3 protein-coding genes are annotated in these 9,578 nt (G+C 63.3%); all 3 read right to left on the reverse strand.

Annotated elements, in window-relative coordinates:
* Window positions 1–249 precede the first annotated feature (249 nt).
* From recD to recC, 3 genes are read right to left on the reverse strand one after another with little or no spacing between them, the layout of a single operon-like run.
* Window positions 250–2,337: an exodeoxyribonuclease V subunit alpha gene (gene recD / locus AWM79_RS19020; protein ID WP_017133227.1), complete on the reverse strand. Its 2,088-nt coding sequence runs from the start codon at window positions 2,335–2,337 to the stop codon at window positions 250–252.
* Window positions 2,334–6,029 carry an exodeoxyribonuclease V subunit beta gene (gene recB, locus AWM79_RS19025; RefSeq protein WP_060783538.1) on the reverse strand — a complete coding sequence of 1,232 codons (3,696 nt, stop codon included), beginning with the start codon at window positions 6,027–6,029 and terminating at the stop codon, window positions 2,334–2,336. Before recB ends, recD begins: the two co-directional genes overlap by 4 nt.
* Window positions 6,026–9,484, reverse strand: a complete 3,459-nt coding sequence (gene recC / locus AWM79_RS19030) for an exodeoxyribonuclease V subunit gamma (RefSeq protein ID WP_060784019.1) — start codon at window positions 9,482–9,484, stop codon at window positions 6,026–6,028. The genes recB and recC overlap by 4 nt, the downstream gene beginning before the upstream one ends.
* Window positions 9,485–9,578: the final 94 nt, after the last annotated feature.

Genomic DNA, 9,578 nt, shown 5'->3' on the forward strand with positions numbered 1-9,578 from the left:
CAACCAAACAATCTTCCAGTCGCCCAGACCGCCAAGCCCATGCAGGAATTCTCTTAAAACAACGTAGGAATAAAGCCGCAACGATAGCATATCACTGGCTAACCAGCGTTAAACCGAAGCAGTAGATCGCAGGCTAACGGGTTCATAAACCTCTGAAATATGGATTTGAGGGCATCTATTCTTCTCTATGTCCGTGGGCTGTCACGCCCCGGCGCCACGGATGCCCCTGCGAACTAATCGCTTGTACAGTTACCCCAGCTCAAGCATCAACCCGCTCAACCGTTTGACCTTGCGCCGCACCGCCTCCTCGAACACACCATCACGGGATTCGATCAGGCTGAACCAGCCCTTGGCCCGGGTGATTCCGGTGTAGATCAGCTCCTTGGTCAGCACAGGGTTCAGCACCTGCGGCAGGATCAGGGCGGTATGCGCGAACTCCGAGCCCTGGGATTTGTGCACAGTCATGGCGTAGACGGTTTCCACGTCGTTCAGCCGGCTCGGCAGGACAAAACGCACTCCGCCCCGGCCATCGTTACGCGGGAACGCTACGCGCAGCACTTGCTGGCCTGCCGTCGGCCCCCCGCGCTCCGGCAGGCGCAAGGCGATGCCAATATCGCCGTTCATCAAGCCCAGGCCGTAGTCGTTGCGGGTCATCAGCACCGGTCTACCTTCGTACCAGTGCTGGTCGCTGTCGATCAGGCGTCGGGCGAACAGCGCGCCAGTGATGCGCTGATTCAGGCTTTCGACCCCCCAAGGTCCCTTGCGCACGGCGCAGAGCAACTGGAACTCGTCGAAGGATTGCAACACGGCGCTGGCCCACTCCGACCAACACGGGTCATCAAGATCGACCCCCGCCACCGGGCGTTGACCGTGCATCACCCCGAGGTAGTGCCGATAGCCCTTGCGTTCGACACCTTGGCCGTCGAGCACCAGCGTCTCGAACTTGCGGTCCTGCTCGCCCTTGAGAGCCAATGCAAACAGATCGTCATGACTGCCCGCCGCCAACAAGGCCCGGGCCTCATCAGCCGCCTGCTGGTTGACCAGACGCGACAACTGGCCGATGCCACTGCCTTCACCAAAGCGCCGCGAGTGGCGCAACATCACCACTTGCTGGGCCAACGGATGGGAGTGATCGAGGTCTTCGCGCAAGCCACTGCCGCTCAGGTCCTCGCCGCTGACCGCTTGCAGCCAATGGCGGGTCTGCGCGCCGTACCAGCCCTCTTCAGCATCGCGGCACAGGTCGCCGAGCACCGCACCCGCTTCTACCGAGGCCAATTGGTCCTTGTCCCCCAGCAGCACTAGTCGCGCATGCTCCGGCAAGGCGTCCAGCAGATTGGCCATCATTTCCAGGTCGATCATCGAGGCTTCATCCACCACCAACACATCCAACGGCAAGCGATTGCCAGCGTGATGGCGAAAGTGCCGGGTACCGGGACGACTGCCCAGCAGCCGGTGCACGGTGGTCACTTCGCTGGGGATTCGGGCACGCACCGCTTCATCGACGCGCAACGAACGCACCTGGGCACTGATGGACTCGGTCAGGCGCGCCGCCGCTTTGCCGGTCGGCGCGGCGAGGCGAATGCGCAGCGGTTTCCCGGCCTCTACCGCCGGGGCTTGAAGCAACGCCAGCAGACGCACCACGGTGGTGGTCTTGCCGGTGCCGGGACCGCCAGTGATGATGCTGAAGGCGCCACGGGTTGCCAGGGCGCAGGCCAACTTCTGCCAGTCGATGCGCTCGCTTGCGCCTGCCGCGCCGAACAGTTCGCTCAGGCGCCGGTGTAGATCGTCAGGCGTTGCTTCGTGTTCGGCGAGGCGCTGGCGCAAGGCGTTGTCGATACGCCGCTCATAGCTCCAATAACGTCGCAGGTACAGGCGTCGGCCACTCAAGACCAATGGCCGCTGCCCGGTCTCGACGCCATGATCGGCGGCCAACGCCACCAACGGGCTGGCCTGCAAGGCCCGGCACCAGGCTTCACCGTCCAGGGCCTCCAGCAGTTGCGACGGCAGTAGCATCGCACCACTCTGCACATCGCCTTCCGGGGGTAATGATAGGGCGAAGTCCGGCTCTTTCAGGGTTTCGAACAGATCGAGGCAAACATGTCCGTGGCCGAGTTGGTGGCTGGTCAGGGCCGCCGCCAGTAGCACTAGCGGCTCACCACTCGGATCGAGCTCATGGAGAAAGGCTACGAAGGCCTTGTCCAGTGCTCGTACCCAGCCCCGTTCGAGCCAGCGTTCGAGCAACAGCAGCAGGTCTTCCACGCGGCTCAGTGGCGCCAGTTCGGCCAGGCTGGCATCGCTCAGCGCCGTCGGCAGCAATTGGGCAAAAGTACGTTTCATAGCAGACTCCCCTGCTCCCAGGCGGGCTCGGATTTCGCGACGGGTTTGCCCTGAAACAACAGGTCCAGGTGCTCGATCAGCTCCCGCGGTGGCCGGACGAAATACGCGCCCTGACTCGGCGAGCGGCTGCCGCGCAAGAACAGATAGAGCGCGCCGCCCATATGCCGGTCATAGTCATAATCGACGAGACGAGCCTTGAGCTGGCGATGCAGGGCCAGCAGGTAGAGCACGTATTGCAGGTCGTAGCGGTTTTCCAGGATCGACGCGGCCATGGCGCGCTCGGTATAGGCGGCGTCGTCGGCGCCCAGCCAGTTAGACTTGTAGTCGGCCACGTAATAACGCCCCTGGTGCTCGAAGGTCAGGTCGATAAAGCCCTTGAACATGCCGTTGAGCAACACCGGCTCCGCCGCCGCCCGCGTCACGCCGCCGTGGGTATGGCGACGCACCAGTTCGTCGACCTGATGCACATCGACCTTGTGGCTGGCGAACCAGAACTCCATCTCGACCTGATAGTTGTCCAGGTCCCCGAGGACCACCGCAGGCTGGTCGTTACCGAGGCGAAACGGCACTTGCAGCAGATGTGCAAGCCAATCGACGAGGGTCTCGATCCAGCCTTTCCAGCCCCGCAGGTTGCAGCGTGGCGCCAGTGCTTTTTCGATAACCCCACGATCAGCCGTGAAGCGCTCGCTGCCGGCCCACTCCAGCAAGCCATGGAGAAAAGTGCCGGGATTCGGACCACGGGGGAAACGATGGATATCGCCGCCGCCGGTGGCAACTTCGCGGGGAGCATCCGGGTCCAGGCGCTCATCGTCGAAGAGTTTCTGTGCCTGGGGGCTTTCCGGCGCTTCGTCGCGCTCGGCACTGAACTGATTGCCGATGCGCAGGGCACTGTAAGAGGCAATCCACCAATGCTCCGAGGCACGACGTTTGGGCAGCAGGGGCTCGCGCAAGTTCGCCGGGTTGCGCGGCGGCCGGAACGGCGCATCGGTGGCCACGGGGAGTTGCTCGCAGGCCAGGCTCGGACAGTCCTGGCGCAACGCCTCCAACCAGCGAACCAGGCCAGTGGACTCGCCCAGTACGTCGCCGCCGCCCAGCAGATAACCAAGGGCCGACAGGTGCAGCACCGAGCTGTTGTTATTGCCTCGCTTCAAGTCGGCAACACCCAGCCAACAAGCGTGCTGCGCCCGGGTCAGGGCCACGTAGAGCAGGCGCAGATCCTCGGCCAGGCGCTCGTCGTCGGCCTGGGCGATCAGCTCGGCGGTAGGCTTGAGGCTGACCTGGGCCCGCCCCTCGCCGTCGTGGTAATGCAGCGGCAGCCGGCTACCGTCCACCGGTTTGACCGAACAGATAAAGGGCAGGAACACCAAGGGGTATTCCAGGCCCTTGGACTTGTGGATAGTCACCACCTTGACCAGTTGCTCGTCGCTTTCCAGACGCAGGATCTGCTCTTCGCCGGCCGGACCGGACAGTGCCAGGTGTTCGCTCAGATGACGGATCAGCGCCTGCTCGCCATCCAGCTCGCCAGCGGCCTGTTGCAGCAACTCGGACAGATGCAACAGATTGGTCAGCACCCGCTCGCCATCGCTGCGGGCAATCAGTGCCTTGGGCAATTGAAAGTCATGGAACAAACGACGCAACATCGGCAGCACACCCTGGGTCCGCCACAGCGTTCGATAACCGCGAAATTGCATGACCCGTGCTTCCCAGGCCAGTTCGTCCTGGTTCAGTCGCTCCAGCTCGGCCAATGGCAGGTTCAAGGTGATACAGGCCAGTGCCGCCCGTAGCGGACGTTCGACATCCGGCTCGGCGCAGGCCCTGAGCCAGGCCAGCAGGTCGTGGGCTTCTTGGGCGGCGAAGACCGAGTCCTTATCCGACAGGTAGACACTGCGCACACCGCGAGCGGCAAGTTCGCCGCGCACCGCCTGCGCTTCCTTGCCGTCACGGACCAGGATGGCGATATCGGATGGCAACATGCCCTTGAACTCGCCATCACGGTTGAAGCCGATGCGGCCCTGTTGCCCACCATTGAGCAGACCGACGATTTCACTGGCACAAGTCGCCGCCAGTTGTTGGCGATAGGCCGCGCCAGATACCGGCTGCTCGGAGGCCAGGTGCCAGAGATGCAGTGCCGGCGGCGGCTGCCCATCGATCTCGAATACGTCCTTGCGGCCTTGAGCGGCCACCGACAGGAACGGCACCGGGTTCTGCTCGCCGTCGCGAAACAGGAACGCAGCGCGTCCCCGCTCACGCTGCTCGGCCCGCGCGAAAACATGGTTGACCGAATCGACCATCGCCTGGCTGGAGCGGAAGTTGGTGCCCAAGGTATGCAGGCGACCGCGAGTGGCGAGGCGGGCGCGCAGGTAGGTGTAGATATCGGCTCCACGGAAGGCGTAGATCGCCTGCTTGGGGTCGCCGATAAGAAACAGGCCAGCGTCGGGGTGGTTGTCTTCGATGCGATAGATGCTTTCGAAGATCCGGTACTGCACGGGATCGGTGTCCTGGAACTCGTCGATCAGGGCCACCGGGAACTGTTCGCGGATCAGGTTCGCCAAACGTTCGCCGCCTTCGGCCTGCAACGCGGCGTCGAGACGCAGCAGCATATCGTCGAAACCCATTTCGGCGCGGCGGCGCTTCTCGTCCTCGAAACGGGCACCGACCCAACAGGCAGCATGTTCCAGCACGGCGGCGTCGGGAGTCGGCAAGGCCTCGAGACGGGCTTGCAGACCGGACATGGCGTCAAGGCCGGGATGCCGTGGGGCTTCGCCTTTCCAGGCTTCGGCCAGGCCATCGGCGGTCAGGCGACTGAAGCCAGTGCCGATGTCCAGTTGTTCCAGGGTTTCGTCTTCGGCCCAGGCGCTGAGCTTGTCGAACCAAGGTTCGAAGTAGCGCGCCTGCATCTTGCGACCATCAACCGTTTTGTTCGCCACGCCTTGCCGGCAGATCTCGCGCAATTGCGCGGCCCATTGTTTCCACGGTGCCTTGAGCTGCACCAAAGCGGCGCGACGTTCCTCCAGGCAGGCATCGATCAGTTCGCCAGGCTCGGGGTCATCCTGTCGTGCACTGGTGGATCTTTCCCTACCAAGCAGGGCCCTGACCCTGGGCAACAAGGCCACCGGGCCGACCCAGTTGGCGCGTACCCAGTTCAGCGCCTCGCCCTGCATCTTGTAGCAATAGAGCCGCCAGTAATCGCGCAGCACTTCGCCGAGCAGGTCGCTGTGGTCGGTTTCCAGGGTCTGGGTAAACAGGCTGCCGCTGTCGAAGGCATGTTCGCGCAGCATGCGCTGGCACCAGCCGTGAATAGTCGAGACGGCCGCTTCGTCCATCCATTGTGCGGCGATGTCCAGACGGTTGGCACAGGCGGGCCATTGCTCGGTTGGGTATTGAGCGCGCAATTGCCCGATCAGATCGTCCGGTGCCGGCGTCTCGTCACGGAAGAACCGCGCAGCTTCGGCGAGGCGGGTGCGGATGCGGTCGCGCAGCTCCTGGGTGGCGGCATCGGTAAAGGTCACCACAAGGATTTGCGGTGGCAGCAGCTCGCGCCCGAAACCGGTCGCTTCGCCACCATGGCCGAGCACCAGCCGCAGGTACAGGGCGGAGATGGTAAAGGTCTTGCCGGTGCCGGCACTCGCCTCGATCAACTGGCTGCCGCGCAACGGAAAGGCCAGGGCCAGCGGCGTCTTGATAGCGGTCATGGGCGTGCCTCCTCGATCGCCAGCGAGCGCCAGGGCGCTTCGAGCAGTGGTCGATAGAGGGTCTCGCACCAACCTTCGAACTCCTCGCTGGCGATCAGTGCGTCGTAGTCGGCGAACTGCCGGGCCAGGGCGGCGCTTTCACGGCGCTCACCCGCGCTGTTGATACCGTCGCCGTCATAGACCTTACGCGCGGCGGCGTCGGCCTTGCGCGGGTCAGGCTGCGACAGCCAGGCGAAGGCGCTCTTCACCGCCACCGGCAGCGGGCGCCGCATGCCTGCCCGCCAAGCCAGCAAGAGCTCGCCGAGAATGGCTTCGGCCCGCTCCGCTTCGAACGGCGGCAACAGCAGGGTATCGTCACTGGCAACCAGAGCCGTGGTCATCGACAAATCACAGGCACAGGCCACCAGATGCTCGATCCAGGGCTTGGTCAGGCGGTGCCATTTGCGCGTCTTGAGCGAACCGATGCTGTTGGCAATGGTGGTAACGGCCAGGTAGCCGCCATCGCCGCGCTGGTGCAAACCGGCGAGCCAGCCTTCGAGGCGCACACCGCTGGTATCGACACTCACCGGTACCGAGCGGGTCACTGGACTCGGCCACAGCATCAGCAACTGTTGGTAGCGTTGCAGCAGCTCGGGCAGCGGCTCGATCAACTCGTGTTGCAGCAGTTCGCCGAAGCCAGCCATCGGCAGCAGGCCGCTGCCTTGCAGGCGCCGGGCTTGCCGCCACAGCGCCTGCTCGGGATGGTCCGCATGCATCAGGGCCGCGCCCAGCAGGCTGTCGCTGAGGTTGTAGCGTTGCAGCGCATCGAGGACAAAGGGCTCTTCGTCGGCCAGCGGTGCTTGGGCTGACTCGAAGAACACTTTCAAACGCTGGCTGAAGAAGTGTCGTACCGGGTTGCGCAGGAAGTCTTGCAGTTGCGCCAGGGTCAGCGGTTCTTCCTGGTGGTAGTCGGCCAGTTCGCCGATAGTCTGGCCGGGGCCTCGCGGCTCATGCAGCGGCTGCCATTCCCGGGCATAGCTGAACAGGCGGCTGTCGTCGTCGAGGAAATAGCGGGCACTGAACGGCTGCAGTGGGTGTTCCTGGGTCAGGGCCGCCAACAGATGCTCGCCGTTTGCGTCGGGCAGGCGCCAGCCGCTGGCGATATGGTCACGCAGTTGGCCGATCAGCACCGAGGCCGGGCGCTCGCTGTTATCGCGAATGCTGCGACCGATCCAACTGATATACAACTGTTCCCGGGCCGAGAGCAGGGCTTCGAGCAGCAGGTAACGATCGTCTTCGCGTCGCGACCGATCGCCGGGACGGTAGTCGCTGCCCATCAGGTCGAAATCCAGCGGCGGCTGGGCCCGAGGATAATCGCCGTCGTTCATACCGAGCAAGCAGACCAGCTTGAAGGGAATCGCTCGCATCGGCATCAGCGTGCAGAAGTTCACCGCGCCGGTGAGGAAACGCTGGGACAGGCGCCCCTGATCGAGGCCGGCCAGCCAGGCTTCGCGCACCACGGTCAGCGGCAGTTCCTCTCGTAGCTCAACGGCTTCGCAGGTTTCCAGCCAAGTGGCACGCAACTGTTCGAGCTGGATCAGGAGATAATCGTCATGCTCGGTGCCGGCCTGAAAGAATAACTGGATCAACGCCTGCAAGCGCTCACCCCACTGTTGTGGGCGAGCGGGTTCGGAGAATTCCCGGTGGGCGATTTCCAGGGCATCGAGCAGCGCGATCAACGGGCCGATCAACGCGGCATCGAGACCGCCAATCTCGTCGTAGGGTTCGATACCTTCGCAACCGTCGCCACTGCCGACCGCATAGCCCAGCAGCATGCGTCGCGAGCCGAAACGCCAACTGTTCTGTTCCAGCTCGCCGGGCAGACCGAGGTCGGCTCGTTGCCGGGCGTTCAACCCCCAGCGAATGCCGGCGCCTTCGATCCAGCGGTGCAGGGTCGGCAGGTCGCGCTCGTCGATATTGAAGCGGGCGCGCAAGGCGGGAACGTCCAGCAGATCGAGAATTTCGCTGACCGGGAAGCGACTATCCGGCAGTTTCAACAGATGCTCGACGGCAATCAGCAAAGGATCGCGACCGCGCTGGCCCTGGTCGGCCAGGGTGAACGGGATAAAGCGCGGGTCGTTGCGTTCGAGCTGGCCGAAGACCGCACGGATAAGCGGGGCGTAACTGTCGATATCCGGGACCATGACAATCACGTCACGAGGCCGCAGATCGGGATTGGCGCTGAAGCGGTCGAGCAACTGGTCGTGGAGGATTTCCACTTCGCGCTGGGCGCTGTGAGCGATCTCAAAACGGATCGAGCGGTCCTGTCCGAGTTCGACGGCTGGCCACAGTTCGCGGGTTTCGCCCAGAGGACGCAGTTCGAGGATATCGTCCTGCAATTGGTTCAGCAGGGTCGTGGGCATGTTCTCGCTGAACAGGTCGATACGACCATCGCGAAAGGCCGCTCGGTAGCTGTTCGGATCATCGTAGCTGTCGAGCAAGTTGATGTAGTCGCGGCCCTGTTTGCCCCAGGCAGCCAGTAGCGGGTGTGCATGCTGATGCAATGTCTCGGGGTCAAGAGCGAGCGGCATGCTGGCTTTACGCGACTGACGCTTGTATTGGTTACGCAGCAGGTCCTTGTCGGCGACGATATCAGCCCAGTGGTGACGACACGGGTTGTGGACGCAGAGCAGCACCTGACTGAAACGAGCCAGGCCGGCGAGGGCTTCGAGAGTCTGGGCCGGCAATGACGAAATGCCAAAGACGATAACCCGTGCAGGCAAGCCCGCCGGTGCGACTGTCAGGGTGTTGATGCGCTCGATAAAGCGCTGGTGTACACCCGCTCGACTCTGGGCCATTCCGGCGCTGCCAACATCCAGCAACAGTGCACGCCAGAGTTCGGCCTGCCAGCAGTTGGCCGGACTCAGCGGTTTGGCTTCACCGCGACCACCGCGCAACTGGTGGCTCCCACGGGCCCAGTCCTCCAGCCAGTCGGCTCGATAGACCTGGTACTGGTCGAATAGGTCGGCCAGACGCTCAGCCAACTGGTAGCGTTTGCGCAGGTCGCTGTCATGAGTCAGGAAACGTTGCAGTGGTTCGAAGTGCGGCTGATCGATCAGTTCCGGTAGCAGGCGCATCAGCCGCCAGGTCAGCGGGTCTTTGTCGAGCAGCGACTTGGCCGGGATCTCATCACGGCCCAGGACCATGCGGTAGAGCTGCCACATGAAGGTACCGGGCAATTGCACATCGATGGCGGCGGCGATGCCGCAGCCTCCCAAATCGTCGGCCTCGGCGTCTTCGGCCAGGGCCAGTTTCAGCCACTGGGCGATGCCGTTGCTCTGGACCAGGGCGATTTCATTCTCAAGGGGACCCAAGGGGTAACGCCGCATCACGTTGATCACTAGGCTGCGCAGTTCTTCAGGGCTGTTGCTCTGGACAACCATGAAGGCAGGGTTGAGTGACGTCGCGTCCGGCATGCCGACTTCCTTGGAAAATTCAAAACGAAAGCGGGACTTTAGCACCTCTGGCCCGCTCAAAGTTTCGCGCATAAAAAACAAAACCCCTACCTGC

The sequence above is a fragment of the Pseudomonas agarici genome, from assembly GCF_001543125.1.
Lineage (GTDB): Bacteria > Pseudomonadota > Gammaproteobacteria > Pseudomonadales > Pseudomonadaceae > Aquipseudomonas > Aquipseudomonas agarici.